General features: G+C 62.1%; 16 protein-coding genes. 13 read left to right on the top strand and 3 right to left on the bottom strand.

Going from position 1 to position 14,576, the window contains the following annotated elements; translation table 11 throughout:
* Positions 1–70 precede the first annotated feature (70 nt).
* From fusA to K5R33_RS01255, 7 genes are all read left to right on the top strand, one after another.
* The gene (gene fusA / locus K5R33_RS01285) at positions 71–2,188 is read left to right on the top strand and encodes an elongation factor G (protein ID WP_220747157.1); all 2,118 of its coding nucleotides are present in this window, start codon (positions 71–73) and stop codon (positions 2,186–2,188) included.
* An 85-nt stretch (positions 2,189–2,273) separates the two neighbouring features.
* The gene (tuf, locus tag K5R33_RS01280; RefSeq protein WP_220747156.1) at positions 2,274–3,449 is read left to right on the top strand and encodes an elongation factor Tu; all 1,176 of its coding nucleotides are present in this window, start codon (positions 2,274–2,276) and stop codon (positions 3,447–3,449) included.
* A 119-nt stretch (positions 3,450–3,568) separates the two neighbouring features.
* Complete coding sequence (locus K5R33_RS01275; RefSeq protein ID WP_220747155.1) at positions 3,569–5,554, top strand: methyl-accepting chemotaxis protein; 1,986 nt, start codon at positions 3,569–3,571, stop codon at positions 5,552–5,554.
* 705 nt (positions 5,555–6,259) lie between these two features.
* Positions 6,260–6,568, top strand: coding sequence for a 30S ribosomal protein S10 (gene rpsJ, locus K5R33_RS01270; RefSeq protein WP_109563315.1), 309 nt, complete (start codon positions 6,260–6,262; stop codon positions 6,566–6,568).
* A gap of 13 nt (positions 6,569–6,581) precedes the next feature.
* The gene (gene rplC / locus K5R33_RS01265; protein ID WP_220747154.1) at positions 6,582–7,454 is read left to right on the top strand and encodes a 50S ribosomal protein L3; all 873 of its coding nucleotides are present in this window, start codon (positions 6,582–6,584) and stop codon (positions 7,452–7,454) included.
* The gene (gene rplD, locus K5R33_RS01260; protein ID WP_220747153.1) at positions 7,451–8,071 is read left to right on the top strand and encodes a 50S ribosomal protein L4; all 621 of its coding nucleotides are present in this window, start codon (positions 7,451–7,453) and stop codon (positions 8,069–8,071) included. The genes rplC and rplD overlap by 4 nt, the downstream gene beginning before the upstream one ends.
* Positions 8,068–8,352, top strand: a complete 285-nt coding sequence (locus tag K5R33_RS01255; protein WP_220747152.1) for a 50S ribosomal protein L23 — start codon at positions 8,068–8,070, stop codon at positions 8,350–8,352. Before rplD ends, K5R33_RS01255 begins: the two co-directional genes overlap by 4 nt.
* A 90-nt stretch (positions 8,353–8,442) precedes the next feature.
* Here K5R33_RS01255 and K5R33_RS01250 read toward each other — a convergent pair whose 3' ends face one another.
* Both K5R33_RS01250 and K5R33_RS01245 read right to left on the bottom strand, forming a co-directional pair.
* Positions 8,443–8,664, bottom strand: coding sequence for a hypothetical protein (locus K5R33_RS01250; RefSeq protein WP_220747151.1), 222 nt, complete (start codon positions 8,662–8,664; stop codon positions 8,443–8,445).
* A gap of 110 nt (positions 8,665–8,774) precedes the next feature.
* Positions 8,775–9,197 carry a DoxX family protein gene (locus K5R33_RS01245; RefSeq protein WP_220747150.1) on the bottom strand — a complete coding sequence of 141 codons (423 nt, stop codon included), beginning with the start codon at positions 9,195–9,197 and terminating at the stop codon, positions 8,775–8,777.
* A 603-nt stretch (positions 9,198–9,800) separates the two neighbouring features.
* Between K5R33_RS01245 and rplB the strand changes: the two genes are divergently transcribed.
* The 6 genes from rplB to K5R33_RS01215 all read left to right on the top strand — a co-directional run bounded on the left by rplB (position 9,801) and on the right by K5R33_RS01215 (position 13,304).
* Positions 9,801–10,643, top strand: coding sequence for a 50S ribosomal protein L2 (gene rplB / locus K5R33_RS01240; protein ID WP_220747149.1), 843 nt, complete (start codon positions 9,801–9,803; stop codon positions 10,641–10,643).
* A 3-nt stretch (positions 10,644–10,646) separates the two neighbouring features.
* A complete protein-coding gene (gene rpsS, locus K5R33_RS01235) occupies positions 10,647–10,925 on the top strand; it encodes a 30S ribosomal protein S19 (protein ID WP_220747148.1) in 279 nt (92 codons plus the stop codon).
* A 3-nt stretch (positions 10,926–10,928) separates the two neighbouring features.
* Positions 10,929–11,321, top strand: coding sequence for a 50S ribosomal protein L22 (gene rplV, locus K5R33_RS01230; RefSeq protein WP_220747147.1), 393 nt, complete (start codon positions 10,929–10,931; stop codon positions 11,319–11,321).
* The gene (gene rpsC, locus K5R33_RS01225; RefSeq protein ID WP_220747146.1) at positions 11,321–12,061 is read left to right on the top strand and encodes a 30S ribosomal protein S3; all 741 of its coding nucleotides are present in this window, start codon (positions 11,321–11,323) and stop codon (positions 12,059–12,061) included. The genes rplV and rpsC overlap by 1 nt, the downstream gene beginning before the upstream one ends.
* Positions 12,062–12,073: 12 nt before the next feature.
* A complete protein-coding gene (rplP, locus tag K5R33_RS01220) occupies positions 12,074–12,487 on the top strand; it encodes a 50S ribosomal protein L16 (protein ID WP_220747145.1) in 414 nt (137 codons plus the stop codon).
* Between the two features lie 142 nt (positions 12,488–12,629).
* Positions 12,630–13,304, top strand: a complete 675-nt coding sequence (locus tag K5R33_RS01215) for a vWA domain-containing protein (RefSeq protein WP_255588391.1) — start codon at positions 12,630–12,632, stop codon at positions 13,302–13,304.
* 54 nt (positions 13,305–13,358) lie between these two features.
* Here the strand turns inward: K5R33_RS01215 and K5R33_RS01210 are convergent, their stop codons facing one another.
* On the bottom strand, positions 13,359–14,549 hold the full coding sequence (locus tag K5R33_RS01210; protein WP_220747144.1) for a class I SAM-dependent methyltransferase: 1,191 nt from the start codon (positions 14,547–14,549) through the stop codon (positions 13,359–13,361).
* Between the last annotated feature and the right edge of the window lie 27 nt (positions 14,550–14,576).

The following is a 14,576-nucleotide window of genomic DNA, read 5'->3' as shown; positions in this document are numbered from 1 at the left end:
TAGACGCAGACATCGGGGGCTCTTATAGGGCCCCCGTACCCGTTTCACCTCTGACCTGAGGAACAGCCAAATGGCACGCGATTATCCCCTCGACCGATACCGTAACTTCGGGATCATGGCCCACATCGACGCAGGTAAAACCACCTGCTCGGAGCGGATCCTGTACTACACCGGCAAGTCCCACAACATCGGCGAAGTCCATGACGGCGCCGCCACGATGGACTGGATGGAGCAGGAGCAGGAGCGGGGGATCACCATCACCTCGGCTGCGACCACCACCTTCTGGGAGCGGACGGAAGACGGCCAGACGGCCGATACCGAAAAGCACCGGATGAACATCATCGACACCCCCGGCCACGTGGACTTCACCATCGAGGTGGAACGTTCCCTGGCCGTTCTCGACGGAGCGATCTGCGTGCTCGACGCCAACGCCGGTGTTGAGCCCCAGACCGAAACCGTGTGGCGTCAGGCCGACCGCTATAAGGTTCCGCGGATGGTCTTCGTCAACAAGATGGACAAGATCGGCGCTGATTTCTTTAACTGCGTCAACATGATCGAGGACCGGACCGGCGCCCGCGCCGTGCCCGTTGGTATCCCGATTGGTGCCGAGTCGGAGCTGGAAGGCCTGATCGACCTGGTCACCATGGAAGAGTGGCTGTGGCAGGGCGAAGACCTGGGCGCCTCCTGGATCAAAGCCCCCATCCGCGACAGCCTCAAGGACATGGCTGACGAGTGGCGTGGCAAGATGGTCGAGGCTGCCGTCGAAATGGACGACGAAGCCATGATGGAGTACCTGGAAGGCAACGAGCCCGACGTGCCGACCCTGCGCAAGTTGCTGCGCAAGGGGACGCTGTCGCTGTCCTTTGTGCCGGTCCTGGGTGGCTCTGCGTTCAAAAATAAGGGCGTGCAACCCCTGCTGAACGCCGTCATCGACTACCTGCCCAGCCCGCTGGACGTTGTTGACTACATGGGCTTTAAGCCTGGTGACGAGACCGAAGAGCGGAACATCGCCCGTCGCGCGGACGACGAGATGCCCTTCGCGGGCCTGGCATTCAAAATCATGAACGACCCCTTCGTTGGCTCGCTGACCTTCACGCGCATTTACTCCGGCGTTCTGAACAAGGGCGACACGCTCCAGAACACTACGAAGGGTAAGAAAGAGCGCGTCGGTCGTATGATGATGATGCACTCCAACAACCGTGAGGAAATCACCGAAGCCTTTGCAGGTGACATCATCGCGCTGGCCGGCCTGAAGGACACGACGACCGGGGACACCCTGTCGGCTGTGAACGATCAGGTCGTTCTGGAAACGATGACCTTCCCCGATCCGGTTATCGAAATCGCCGTCGAGCCCAAGACCAAGGCCGACCAAGAGAAGATGTCCCAGGGCCTGCAGCGCCTGGCCGCTGAGGACCCGTCCTTCCGCGTGGAGACCGACCTGGAGTCCGGTCAGACCATCATGAAGGGCATGGGCGAACTTCACCTGGACATCCTGGTTGATCGCCTCAAGCGCGAATTCAAGGTCGAGGCCAACATCGGTGCGCCCCAGGTGGCCTACCGCGAGACCATCGGTCACGAGGTGGAGCATACCTACACCCACAAGAAGCAGTCGGGTGGCTCTGGTCAGTTCGCCGAAGTCAAGCTGCTCATCCAGCCGACCGAAGCGGGCGAAGGCTACTCGTTCGAGTCCAAGATCGTCGGTGGTGCGGTGCCGAAGGAATACATTCCGGGCGTCGAAAAGGGCATCCAGTCGGTCATGGACTCCGGTCCGTTGGCTGGCTTCCCTGTGATCGACTTCAAGGTGCAGTTGCTGGACGGTAAGTTCCACGACGTGGATAGCTCGGTCCTGGCCTTCGAAATCGCGGCCCGCATGGGGATGCGTGAAGGGATGCGGAAAGCGGGCGCCAAGCTGCTCGAGCCGGTCATGAAGGTCGAAGTGATCACGCCCGAGGAATACACGGGCGGCATCATCGGTGACCTGACGTCCCGTCGTGGTCAGGTCTCGGGGCAGGAACCGCGCGGCAACGCCATCGCGATCGACGCCTTCGTGCCGCTGGCCAATATGTTCGGCTACATCAACACGTTGCGGTCCATGTCCTCGGGCCGTGCGCAGTTCACCATGCAGTTCGATCACTACGATCCGGTTCCGCAGAACCTCTCGGAAGAGATCCAGAAGAAGTACGCATAAACGGTGCGGCGGGGGTAACCCCGCCTGACCGATCACCGTAGGGCGGGGTCATCCCGCTCCCCAGATAAGATAGAGGAGACCTTCCATGGCGAAGGCAAAGTTTGAACGGACGAAACCGCACGTTAACATTGGCACGATTGGCCACGTTGACCACGGGAAGACGACGCTGACGGCGGCGATCACGAAGTACTTTGGGGACTTCAAGGCCTACGACCAGATTGACGGCGCGCCCGAAGAGAAGGCCCGCGGGATCACGATCTCGACGGCGCACGTGGAATACGAGACCGAGGCGCGCCACTACGCCCACGTCGACTGCCCCGGCCACGCCGACTACGTGAAGAACATGATCACCGGTGCCGCTCAGATGGACGGCGCGATCCTGGTTGTGAACGCCGCCGACGGCCCGATGCCCCAGACGCGCGAGCACATCCTGCTGGGCCGCCAGGTTGGCATCCCGAAGATGGTCGTCTTCATGAACAAGGTCGATCAGGTCGACGACGAGGAGCTGCTGGAGCTCGTGGAGATGGAAGTGCGCGAGCTTCTGTCGTCCTACGACTACCCCGGCGACGACATTCCGATCGTTGCGGGCTCTGCCCTGGCGGCGATGGAGGGGAACAACCCCGAGATCGGTGAAGAGAAAATTAAGGAATTGATGGCAGCTGTTGATGAGTACATCGACACGCCCGAGCGGGCCGTTGACCAGCCGTTCCTGATGCCGGTTGAGGACGTGTTCTCGATCTCTGGCCGTGGTACGGTTGTGACCGGCCGGGTGGAGCGTGGCGTGATCAACGTGGGCGACGAGATCGAGATTGTCGGCATCCGCGACACGCAGAAGACGACCTGCACGGGCGTTGAGATGTTCCGCAAGCTGCTGGACCGCGGTGAGGCTGGCGACAACATTGGCGCGCTGCTGCGTGGTATCGACCGTGACGGCGTTGAGCGTGGCCAGGTGCTGTGCAAGCCGTCGTCGGTGACGCCGCACACGAAGTTCGAGGCCGAGGCCTACATCCTGACCAAGGACGAGGGTGGCCGTCACACGCCGTTCTTCGCGAACTACCGCCCGCAGTTCTACTTCCGCACGACGGATGTGACGGGCACGGTTCAGCTGGCCGAGGGCACGGAGATGGTGATGCCGGGCGACAACGTGGCGTTTGGCGTTGAGCTGATCGCGCCGATCGCGATGGAGCAGGGCCTGCGCTTCGCCATCCGCGAAGGCGGCCGGACGGTTGGCGCGGGCGTTGTGTCCAAGATCGTCGAGTGACCTGACCGGGCGCCCCGGCGCCCACCCCACACACTCCAAGGGCCCCCCAACAGGGGCCCTTCGTCGTTTTTACAAAACAGAAAACGAAGTCTTAGGGTTTTTGCCGTACCGCTCTCGGCATGACTTCTTCTTCCGGCCCGGCACAGCGTTTCTTTCACCATCCGTTTCGGGCCGTCGGCGCGGGTGACCCCCGCAAGATGCTGAGCGGGATTGGTATTCGTGTTGCCGGTTTGACGACCCTGATATTGCTGGTTGGTCTGATCGTTTCGGTGGCCTTCAGTTATGATCGCCTCGCAGGGGAATTGGAGGGAACGTTTCGAGCGTCCGCTGATTTGCAGGCGCGTCTTCTCAGCGATCGGTTGGCCCCATCACTTCGCGCCTATGACTCCCGAGAAGCCGCGGCAATCACGTCTGATCTCATGACACTTGATGGGATCGACATCATGGCGGTCCGTGCAATCGATGCATTCGACGACGTCATCTTGGAACTTGGCAGGGCGTCAAGTCCCGCTGATGCGGGTGATGCCGGAGCCGTCGCGGATGTGCTCGTCTTAAACGTCCCGATTGCCTCCGCCATCGGTCGGGACGGGCCCGCCTTTGGTGAGTTACAGGTGACGCTCGGAAAGGCGCAGCTTCGGGCTGCGCTGGCCTCGGAATGGTGGCTTTGGTGGCTCAGCGCCTTCGCACTTGCCCTTATCCTTGGCGTGGCCGTTCTGGGCTTGATGCGCCTTCAAGTGTCTCGACCATTTGCAGAGCTTATCAAGGTGATGGAGGCTCTCGCCGATGATCGTACCGATGTGGATATGCCTCGATCCTCCGATCGAGAGGTACAGGCCATCACGGATCTTCTTGGCGTGTTCCAGGACGGGATTGTCGCACGCCAGGAACTTGCCAAACGGAGTGCCGAGGCGGAGACCGAGGCCGCACGTCTTGCCCTTGATCGGGACGCTGCTGAGGCCGCAGAGCAGGCTGCGGCTGCGGAGCGCGCTGCGGCAGAGGTGGCGCAAGCGGAACGTAAAGTCGCAGAGCTTGACCGGTTACACACGGACCTCGGAGCCTTAGCCTCGGCGGCGGCGCAGGGGGACTTCACAAGGCGTCTTGCGGTGATCGGAGTGCCTCGGGAACAACACCGCTTGCGAACGATGTTGAACGATCTATTGGCGCTTGTGCAGCGGGAAATCGATGATGTCATATCGGTTCTCGGTCAACTGGAGCAGGGGAAGCTAGGCGCTCGCATGGGTGGAGAGCACCATGGGGTCTTCGCAGAGCTTCAAGGGTCCACGAACGCCATGGCGGGTCATCTGGAAGCGGCCTTGCAGGGTCTATCCCGTCACGCCGTGGTGATGTTGGAAGACACCGGAGGTCTTGCATCTTCGGCGGAGTCGCTTGCTCTGCGGACAGAACAGACGGCTCTGTCTTTGACATCTACGACAGCTACTTTGGACAAAATCGCGGCGACCACCCGGGCGACAGCGGCAATGACCGACGACATGCGATCGGTTGCCCAGGCGTCAGACCAGGATGCGCGGATGGCGGAGACCGCCGTTCAAGACGCCATCCTCGCCATGTCGACCATTCGGTCGGTATCCCTTGAGATTTCCGAAACGCTCGGCGTGATCGACGACATTGCGTTTCAAACTAATCTGCTGGCTTTAAACGCGGGCGTAGAGGCGGCCCGCGCCGGAGATGCAGGGCGCGGTTTTGCGGTGGTCGCCTCCGAGGTGCGCGCGCTCGCTGGCCGCGCGTCCGATGCTGCGCACCGAATTGGTACACTGATTGAGCAGAGCTCGAAGGAGATCGCAGCCGGGGAACAGCAGGTGTCTCGGACCGGGCAGTCGCTCCAAAACCTGACCCGCCGCATTGCGGACATCAGGGATCGGGCCGGCGAAGTGGCGCGCTCAACCGATGCGCAATCAGTTGCCGTTGGTGAGATAAATCATTCGCTGGGAGAGATTGATGAGGCTACGAAGCGGAACACGGCAATGTTTGAAGAAGTGACGCAGGCGAACCTCTCCCTTAAGGAAGCGGCGACCCGTATGCTGACGTTGATGTCCGAGTTTGAGGTCTCTGAACGTGAAGTGCCAAGCGTTCCGGTTGTGGCGTAGCGGCCGCCTCTCGGGGCACCTGGGCCCGTCGATTTTTTAACGGGCCTGAGCACGTTTGTGGATCAGGCCGGGGCATACTGGAGAATGATCGGACCTGATGCCATCTTGAGAGGGCGACGCGTCTCGCTTGTCCGGTGCGGCCTGCGTTGTAGTTCGTTCGCCAGCGACACGCGCTCACCTAGTCTGCGCGCATTTGCAGGGCAGATAGTTGTGACCATCGCTCTTTGGATTAGGTGCAAGCATTCTAACGTACCGCCGTTCGCGACCATTTATCCGTGTTTGAAATGTCTTCGCGAAGGCATTGTGCTCACTAGTATCGTTTGGATTGCGCGCGCCGACCGTAGGTGCCCGACTGCAGGCCGCCTGGACAAGAAAGGATTGATCTAACTGCGGAGCGGATGCTGCTTATGCGCGCTCATCGTCTGGCCTACGGGTCAAACTAAACGTGAGCGCGTTGCGAAGAACGGGTCGGGCGTTTGAGTGTGTTGACGACCTCGTTTTGGACAGGCGTTGAGACGCGACGAATTGGGGTTGCGGGACAGATCACAAAGGTCTATCGGCACGGTCTCACGAAGGGTCTTCGCCAGCGCTGGTCAGACCTTTCGTTCGGGTTCGATGAGGGGGTGGGATGCGCCCGCTTCCTCCTCTCAACTTGGACGCCGTCCCTCCCGGAATTTGGGGGTGCGGCCTTGTCAGGCGAATGACATGAAAAGCCAGAATATCCGTATCCGGCTCAAGGCGTTCGATTACCGCGTGTTGGATGCCAGCACCCAGGAAATCGTGAACACCGCCAAGCGCACGGGTGCCCAGGTGCGCGGTCCTATCCCGCTGCCGAACAAGATTGAACGCTTCACCGTATTGCGTGGGCCGCACATCGATAAGAAATCCCGCGATCAGTGGGAGATCCGCACGCACAAGCGGATGCTCGATATCGTTGATCCCACGCCCCAAACGGTTGACGCGCTAATGAAGCTCGACCTCGCCGCTGGCGTTGACGTGCAGATCTCGGTCTAAGGAGGGCATCACCATGTTGCGTTCCGGAGTGATCGCCAAGAAGGTGGGGATGACCCGCCTCTTCCAAGAAGACGGGAAACAGATCCCTGTCACCGTGTTGCAACTTGACGGCCTGCAGGTCGTCGGTCAGCGCACCGAAGATGCCCACGGCTACACCGCTGTCCAGCTCGGCGCGGGTGCGGCCAAGGTGAAGCGCACCAGCCAAGCCATGCGCGGCGTGTTCAAGCAGGCGGGTGTCGAGCCCAAGCGCAAGATCGTTGAGTTCCGCGTTGACCCGGAAAACCTGGTCGCTGTCGGTGAGGAAATCATCGCGGACCACTACTTCGAAGGTCAGTTCGTTGACGTCAGCGGCACCTCGATCGGTAAGGGTTTTGCCGGTGCGATGAAGCGCCACAACTTTGGTGGTCTGCGTGCCTCCCACGGTGTGTCGATCAGCCACCGGTCCCACGGCTCCACCGGTCAGTGTCAGGACCCCGGAAAGGTGTTCAAGGGTAAGAAGATGGCTGGCCACATGGGCGCCGCCCGTGTGACGACCCAGAACCTGCAGGTCGTCAAGACCGACACCGACCGTGGCCTGATCATGGTCAAAGGCGCCGTTCCCGGCTCCAAGGGTGGTTGGGTCACGGTTAAGGATGCGGTCAAAAAGCCGTTCCCTGAAAACGCGATCCTGCCAGCGGCGCTGATGTCGGCCAAGCGTGAAGCCATGAAGGCCGCCGAAGAAGCCGCTGCTGCCGCCGAAGCCGAAGCAAAAGCCGCCGAGGAAGCATTGGCCGCCGAGCAGGCCGCCGCCGAAGAGGCTGCGTTGAAGGAAGCTGAAGCTCAGATCGCAGGGGACTCCGCACAGGCGGGCAATCCCGACGCGGACAAGAAGGAAGGTGACGAATGAAACTCGACGTCATCAAAATGGACGGCTCCGCCGCTGGCTCGGTTGAGCTGTCGGACGAAGTCTTCGGTCAGGAGCCGCGCCGCGACATCCTGTTCCGCGTCGTCCGCTGGCAGCGCAACAAGGCGCAGGCCGGAACGCACAAGGTCAAGACACGGTCCGAGGTCAGCTATTCGACCAAGAAGATCGTCCGTCAGAAGGGCTCCGGCGGTGCACGCCACGGCTCCCGCAAGGCGCCAATCTTCCGCAAGGGTGGTGTCTACAAGGGCCCAACCCCGCGCAGCCACGCCCATGACCTGACGAAGAAGGTCCGCAAGATGGGTCTGGCCCACGCGCTCAGCGCCAAGGCCCAGGCCGGCAAGCTGGTCGTCGTGGATGCGGCCACCCTGGACGGCGGCAAGACCGCGTCCTTGGCCAAGCAGGTCAAGGATCTGGGTTGGAAGCGCGCGCTGGTGATCGACGGTGCGACCGTGAACGAGGACTTTGCGCAGGCTGCGCGGAACCTCGCCACGGTCGACGTTCTGCCGTCGATGGGCGCCAACGTGATGGACATCCTCAAGCGTGACACGCTCGTGCTCACGAAGGCGGGTGTCGAAGCTCTGGAGGCTCGGCTGAAATGAACACCTATGACGTGATCCGTAAGCCCATCATCACCGAGAAGGCGACGCTGGCGTCCGAGAACGGCGCTGTCGTGTTCGAGGTGGCGATGGATGCCGCCAAGCCGCAGATCAAGGCGGCTGTCGAAGAGTTGTTCGGCGTGAAGGTGAAGGCCGTGAACACGACCATCACCAAGGGCAAATCCAAGCGTTTCCGCGGTCAGCTTGGCCGCCGTAAGGACGTAAAGAAGGCCTATGTTACGCTCGAAGAGGGTAACTCCATCGACGTGACCACCGGGTTGTAATGACCTAGGTCCGGCCGAAACGCCGGATGGAACAAACACAAAGCCCCGCCTGAGAAGGCGGGGCTTTTCGTTGGTCTCGGGGGCTGGCGATTAGGCGCCCTTCACCTTTTCAATGATGTCTTCCACAGAGACCCCAAGGGTTTCGAGTATGGAGAGATCGATTCCCTTTTCCTCAATCATGCCGACGATGGCTTCGAGGTCGAGACCTTCAATGACCGAGGCGTCAATGCCCGCGTCATTCAGTTTCTCGATGATGCCATCGATGCCGCCCAAGCTGTCGGCAAGTCCGCCGAGCATTCCACCCAAAGCCATGTCGTTCTCCTATGTGGTCTGGTGGGCAGAGTGTTGCACGGACAGCATGTGCATCACAGGATTCTTATCAGGATTGGTCCAGCCAAGGTTTCGGCTGGACCGACGGCGCGTCAGATGACGCTGCGATCTTTGACGTCACCATTGCCGCGAAACAGGAAGAACAACCCGCCCGCGAGCAAGAGCCCTTGGAACTGCCAGCCGCTGAAAGGCCCGAAATAGAGGAGGGCGATCACACCGGCCACGACGACCGAGATGGCAAGCCCGCCCAGCCGTGTGAGGAGGTCGGTCATCCAGTTGTTGCGGAGAAACCCGCCCAAGAGAATGGCGGCGCCGCCCGCAATCTCTGCGAAGGTTGCGAGGGCGAATAGGACCAGGGGAATGCCGAACCCTTCGGCCTGCAGGGCCATATCGGGGATCTTCAATGCCCCTTGTTCCATGATGATGATTGCAAGCGGGATGCGCAGGAACCAATCGGAACTGCGGATTGTTGGAAGTTTGCGAGAGTAATCGGCGAAGGTGTCGACCATTGCCATGGGGATGTGCTCCTGAATTGCATGCCGAAACCCGTTCGGCACGGTGGCTCGTTCTGGATTTCAAGTATTTCTGAAATGCCTGTAAGCAACGAGATGCGGCGTTGTGTCCGATTGCTCCGTCGCTGTGCAATTGAATGCCGCTGTATGCCGTAAGGTCCGCCGTACTAGTTTTTTGATCGCGAGCAGAGTTGGCATGGACGCCACCGGCGGGACCGCGGTCCCTGCGAGGCATGACCGCACCGCCTGTGACGAGCCGTGCCTGGTGCGGTCTCAACCACAAGGATCGGTCTGCTTTTGGGCGTTAGCAAGTGTGCTCAGACCTTGAGATGATCCTCGCCCGAGGCCAGTCTGCTGACTGACAGGTTCCTACGCCCAATGACGGGTCAGAGACAGTGACCCAGCCCCCATCGGGATCAGGCGCGGTGGTCCTGCAAACCGCCCTTGACCCCACCTGGCGTGCCCCCTAAACGGCCCCATCGGTACAGCCCCGGATTCGTCCGGGGCTTTGCTGTCGCGCCTCCGGGCGCCAGAGCCGGGGACCTTCGGGGCCCTTTACATACGGGCGGCGCCGCCGTCCGACACACAACGGAAGACAGGTAAACTATGGCACTTAAGTCGTATAAGCCGACGACGCCGGGCCAGCGTGGGCTGGTACTGATCGACCGTTCGGAGCTGTGGAAAGGTCGCCCCGTCAAGGCGCTGACCGAAGGCCTCACCAAGAATGGTGGCCGCAACAACACCGGACGGATCACGATGCGCCGCAAGGGCGGGGGCGCCAAGCGTCTCTATCGGATCGTCGATTTCAAACGTAACAAGCTGGACGTGCAGGCCAACGTCGAACGGATCGAATATGACCCGAACCGGACGGCCTTCATCGCCCTGATCCGCTACACCGATGGTGAGCAGGCCTACATCCTGGCCCCTCAGCGTCTAGCCGTTGGCGACCGCGTCGTGGCCTCGGCGAAGGCTGACATCAAGCCCGGCAACGCTATGCCCTTCAGCGGCATGCCCATCGGGACGATTGTCCACAACATCGAGCTGAAGCCCGGCAAGGGCGGCCAGATCGCGCGCGCCGCGGGCACCTATGCCCAGTTCGTCGGTCGCGATGGTGGCTACGCTCAGATCCGTCTGTCCTCGGGCGAGCTGCGCCTCGTGCGTCAGGAGTGTATGGCAACGGTTGGCGCGGTGTCGAACCCCGACAACTCGAACCAGAACTTCGGTAAGGCCGGTCGCAACCGCCACAAGGGCATCCGCCCCTCTGTGCGTGGTGTTGTGATGAACCCGATCGATCACCCGCACGGCGGTGGTGAGGGTCGGACCTCGGGTGGCCGTCACCCGGTTACGCCCTGGGGTAAGCCGACCAAGGGCGCCCGTACCCGCAACAAGAACAAGGCGTCGCAGAAGCTGATCATCCGCTCGCGTCACGCCAAGAAGAAAGGCCGCTAAGTCATGAGCCGTTCCGTATGGAAAGGGCCTTTCGTGGACTCCTATGTCCTGAAAAAGGCCGAAGCCGCTCGCGAGTCGGGCCGCAACGACGTGATCAAGATCTGGTCGCGCCGCTCCACCATTCTGCCCCAGTTCGTGGGTCTGACCTTTGGTGTGTACAACGGGCAAAAGCACGTGCCCGTGTCCGTCACCGAGGACATGATCGGCCAGAAGTTCGGGGAATATTCGCCCACGCGCACCTATTACGGGCACGCGGCGGATAAGAAAGCCAAGAGGAAATAAGCCATGGGTAAGGACAAAAATCCCCGCCGCGTGGCCGATAACGAGGCCATGGCGAAGCTGCGCTCGCTGCGGACCAGCCCTCAAAAGCTGAACCTCGTGGCCGCGATGATCCGCGGCAAGAAGGTGGAAAAGGCCCTGTCGGACCTCGCCTTCTCCAAGAAGCGGATCGCCATTGACGTGCGCAAGTGCCTGCAATCGGCCATCGCGAACGCCGAGAACAACCACAACCTCGACGTCGACGAGTTGATCGTGGCCGAGGCCTTTGTGGGCAAGAACCTGACCATGAAGCGCGGTCGCCCGCGGGCCCGTGGTCGCTTCGGCCGGATCACCAAGCCGTTCGCCGAATTGACCATCAAGGTCCGCCAGGTCGAAGAAACCGTTGGGGAGCAAGCGTAATGGGCAATAAAGTCAATCCCATCGGGATGCGTCTTCAGGTCAACCGGACCTGGGACAGCCGTTGGTACGCAGACACCAAAGACTACGGTCCGCTGCTGCTCGAAGATCTCAAGATGCGTGAGTTCATCGAGACCGAGTGCAAGCAGGCTGGCGTCAGCCGCGTGATCATCGAACGTCCGCACCGCAAGTGCCGCGTCACGATCCACACGGCCCGCCCGGGTGTCATCATTGGCCGCAAGGGCGCTGACATCGAAGTGTTGCGCAAGAAGCTGGCGGCCATGACCGACAGCGAAATGCACCTCAACATCGTCGGGGTTCGCAAGCCCGAGTTGGACGCACAGCTGGTCGGCGAAAGCATCGCCCAGCAGTTGGAGCGTCGGGTGTCCTTCCGCCGCGCCATGAAGCGCTCGGTCCAGAATGCCATGCGCATGGGCGCCCTGGGGATCCGGGTGAACATGGCCGGTCGTCTGGGCGGTGCCGAAATCGCACGGACCGAATGGTACCGTGAGGGCCGCGTGCCCCTGCACACCCTGCGGGCCGATATCGACTATGCCCATTCCGAAGCTGAGACGCCCTACGGTATCATCGGCATTAAGGTTTGGATCTTCAAAGGCGAGATCATGGAGCACGACCCCTCTGCTCGCGACCGTAAGGCGCAAGAGCTGCAGGATGGTCCGACCCCCCGTGGCGCCGGTGGCCGTCGCGATGACCGCGGTCCCCGCGGCGATCGTCGCCGGTAAGGAGTAGCACCCATGTTGCAACCGAAACGGACAAAGTTCCGCAAGCAGTTCAAAGGCTCCATCAAGGGCAAGGCGAAGGGCGGGTCTGACCTGAACTTCGGCACCTACGGCCTGAAGGCGCTGCAGCCCGAGCGGGTCACCGCCCGCCAGATCGAAGCCGCCCGTCGGGCCATGACGCGTCACATGAAGCGTCAAGGCCGCGTCTGGATCCGTATCTTCCCCGATGTGCCCGTCACGTCGAAGCCCGTCGAAGTACGGATGGGTAAAGGTAAGGGGTCGGTCGACTTCTGGGCCTGCAAGGTCAAGCCTGGCCGCGTGATGTTCGAGATCGACGGTGTGTCCGAGCCAATTGCCCGCGAGGCCCTGCGCCTGGCCGCGATGAAGCTGCCGATTAAGACCCGTACCGTGGTCCGCGAAGACTGGTGAGATCTGCCAGAGATTTGGAATGGGGCGCCTTCGGGCGCCCTTTTTCGTGGGCGCATCCTGGTCCGTTTTGTCCACCGCTTGTGGTCTTTGGCGGTCGAGTGCGCCCGGCATACGACCCCAGGGCCGTAGACCGGGACTGAGATTGCGCCATACTGCGGTGATGACCTACCGCGCTGTGTTCCTTGCTGCCCTGTTGGCCTCGCCCCTCGCGGCGCAAACCTGCACGGAGGACGCTATGATCGTCTTCGACGGATCAGGCTCCATGGCAGAGGTTGGGTTTAACCTATTCAACGAGCCGCGCATCTTTGAAGCTCGCCGCGCGGTCGGATCCATCATCCCAGAAATCGCCGATGTGCGGCGGCTTGGGCTGGTGGTCTACGGTCCCGGCGGCGCGGACGGCTGTAGCGGGTTGGATCTGCGCTTTGGTCCCGTCGAAAATGCGGCCCCTCGGATCATAGACGCCGTAGATCGCTTGCAGCCCGAGGGGGATACGCCTTTGACCGAGGCGGTCCGGTTGGCGGCCCGGGCCCTCAATGGCGCGGGCGCCGTGGTTGTGATTACCGACGGGAAAGAGACTTGTGGCGGCCAGCCCTGCCAACTGGCGACGGACTTGGGCCGGGGCGTGACCGTCCATGTCATCGGCTACAAGGTGCGCGGCGATTTCTTTGACTGGGACACGCCCGGCGAAACGGTGACCGTGGAAACGGTCGCGCGCTGTTTGGCGGATCGCACCGGCGGCCATTATGTCTCCACTGAAACGGTGGACGAGTTGGTCGCCGCCCTTCGCCAAACGATGGGGTGCGGCTTGATGTTCTGACGGATGGCCTGCGGGGCGTGATCCGGGTGCGGCGTCTGATCGGCGCCAGAAGGATCAGCGGCGGAGAACACCTGAGTACCGCAACAGCCCCCAAGGCATGAAGGTGTCCTCGATTGGTCTCCACCAGGCCCCGAACGCCAAGGGGTCCTTGCCAAGACGGGCCGCTATCTCCGCTAGGGTTCGGCGGCCATCGATACCAGCAATCGCCGGCGCGGTCTGCGGCGGGAGGGTGACGGGGCTGCTCTCGCCTTCGACTTTGATCGGAACCGCGCGGCCCGCCGCCACGACCTGGGCCACCTTCGCGGCCGGTGCGCCCAAGTGTGGAATGCGATCCAGAGACTGACGCGGGGCAGGGGCCTCGGCGCCCTTGGGACGGGCATAGCCCACGTGAACCTTCAGCGTCCCGCGCAACTGTTCGGCAACGGCCATGGCCTCGGCTGGCGCAAGATCGTGGGGCTGGCCCGTTATCCGCTCCGGCTCGTAAAGGCCGGGCTGACAAAACCCGGCGAGCTGCCATCCGGTGCGGTCCAATGTCTCCAACAGGTCCCCGACGCCATAGGCACGATCTTGGCTGTGCAGGAGCAGGTCGTAAAATCCGGCGTCGCTGGCGTGGTGATCGACGAGATGGGGGTTTCGCTTGATCGGATGTCCCGCAGGCAGCCGGTCGTAGAGCGCGCGGGCCGCCGCGAGACGCGCCTGCGGTGGTTCATCGGCGAAGAGCGCGCCAAAGGCCGCTTGCAACGGATAAACGCCGGACCGCCCGTGCGGCGCGTAAACCATGAAGCCAAGGCCGCCGTCGGGCGCACAGGCCTGTGCCAGGGCAGCAAACCCCGCGTCCGGGTCAGGCAGGTGATGCAACACGCCGCAGCAATCAATGTAGTCGAACAGCCCAAGGTCGGGGGCGCGCAAAAGGCTGTCCGTGACGAACTGCACATGGTTCAGGCCGCGCCGCGCGATCCTGGCTTCTGCAACCGCGCGGGCGGATGTGGACAGATCGAGGTAGGTCATCTCGTACGGCCGCCCGGCAGAGGTGAGCCGCTGGGCAAGCTGCACCAGCCCATCGCCCGACCCGCCCCCTGCCACCAGAATGCGCAGGGTCTGCGTCCAATCGCGGCGACCGCCCCATAGGATGTGGTCCATCTCTTCGGGACGCGAGGGCGAGCCGAGGATCAGACGTTTGTCCTCATCCGCCGGGTCGCGGGCGGGGTAGGGGTAGGCGTCGTAGTGTTCGGTGACCGTAACCATGGGGTGCTTATTGCCCAGACGGGATGC

Source organism: Jannaschia pagri, assembly GCF_019655435.1.
GTDB classification, from domain to species: Bacteria; Pseudomonadota; Alphaproteobacteria; order Rhodobacterales; family Rhodobacteraceae; genus Jannaschia; species Jannaschia pagri.
The sequence above is the reverse complement of the archived record's forward strand: the minus strand, read 5'-3'. Positions and strand labels throughout refer to the sequence as shown.

What these genes read in the sequence shown, in the direction of transcription:
- K5R33_RS01210 (WP_220747144.1), bottom strand. Translation starts at nt 14,549, where the DNA reads ATGGTTACGGTCACCGAACACTACGACGCCTACCCCTACCCCGCCCGC.
- rplV (WP_220747147.1), top strand. Translation starts at nt 10,929, where the DNA reads ATGGGTAAGGACAAAAATCCCCGCCGCGTGGCCGATAACGAGGCCATG.
- K5R33_RS01275 (WP_220747155.1), top strand. Translation starts at nt 3,569, where the DNA reads ATGACTTCTTCTTCCGGCCCGGCACAGCGTTTCTTTCACCATCCGTTT.
- K5R33_RS01250 (WP_220747151.1), bottom strand. Translation starts at nt 8,664, where the DNA reads ATGGCTTTGGGTGGAATGCTCGGCGGACTTGCCGACAGCTTGGGCGGC.
- rpsC (WP_220747146.1), top strand. Translation starts at nt 11,321, where the DNA reads ATGGGCAATAAAGTCAATCCCATCGGGATGCGTCTTCAGGTCAACCGG.
- rplB (WP_220747149.1), top strand. Translation starts at nt 9,801, where the DNA reads ATGGCACTTAAGTCGTATAAGCCGACGACGCCGGGCCAGCGTGGGCTG.
- rplC (WP_220747154.1), top strand. Translation starts at nt 6,582, where the DNA reads ATGTTGCGTTCCGGAGTGATCGCCAAGAAGGTGGGGATGACCCGCCTC.
- fusA (WP_220747157.1), top strand. Translation starts at nt 71, where the DNA reads ATGGCACGCGATTATCCCCTCGACCGATACCGTAACTTCGGGATCATG.
- tuf (WP_220747156.1), top strand. Translation starts at nt 2,274, where the DNA reads ATGGCGAAGGCAAAGTTTGAACGGACGAAACCGCACGTTAACATTGGC.
- rplP (WP_220747145.1), top strand. Translation starts at nt 12,074, where the DNA reads ATGTTGCAACCGAAACGGACAAAGTTCCGCAAGCAGTTCAAAGGCTCC.
- rpsS (WP_220747148.1), top strand. Translation starts at nt 10,647, where the DNA reads ATGAGCCGTTCCGTATGGAAAGGGCCTTTCGTGGACTCCTATGTCCTG.
- K5R33_RS01255 (WP_220747152.1), top strand. Translation starts at nt 8,068, where the DNA reads ATGAACACCTATGACGTGATCCGTAAGCCCATCATCACCGAGAAGGCG.
- rpsJ (WP_109563315.1), top strand. Translation starts at nt 6,260, where the DNA reads ATGAAAAGCCAGAATATCCGTATCCGGCTCAAGGCGTTCGATTACCGC.
- K5R33_RS01245 (WP_220747150.1), bottom strand. Translation starts at nt 9,197, where the DNA reads ATGGCAATGGTCGACACCTTCGCCGATTACTCTCGCAAACTTCCAACA.
- rplD (WP_220747153.1), top strand. Translation starts at nt 7,451, where the DNA reads ATGAAACTCGACGTCATCAAAATGGACGGCTCCGCCGCTGGCTCGGTT.